Source organism: Streptococcus sp. HMSC36C04 (genome assembly GCF_001839535.1).
GTDB lineage: Bacteria > Bacillota > Bacilli > Lactobacillales > Streptococcaceae > Streptococcus > Streptococcus hominis.
Genome location: NZ_KV841594.1, coordinates 1 through 255, shown reverse-complemented (window position 1 = coordinate 255; position 255 = coordinate 1). Strand labels below are relative to the sequence as shown.

Genomic DNA, 255 nt, shown 5'->3' with positions numbered 1-255 from the left:
CAGGGCTAAGCAAAAAGGTCGGAAGTCTTGTTTGACACCAAAGTTGAAAAAGGAAATTGAGAACGGTTTAAAATCCTCCTGGTCGCCTGAACAGATTTGTGGCCGCTATCAGCTTGAACAAAAGCCAATGGTAGCTTTTAAAACCATCTATAACTGGCTCTATGCTGGTTTGATTGATCTGGATTTGAGCGTCCTTCGTCGTAAAGGAAAAACTCGACAACCCAAAGAAACACGTGGAAGATTTAGGATTGGTAC

The 255-nt window shown here is 42.4% G+C and carries 1 pseudogene; it reads left to right on the top strand.

The window, feature by feature from the left end:
* Positions 1-255, top strand: a pseudogene (locus HMPREF3249_RS05215) (IS30 family transposase); the annotation flags it as partial.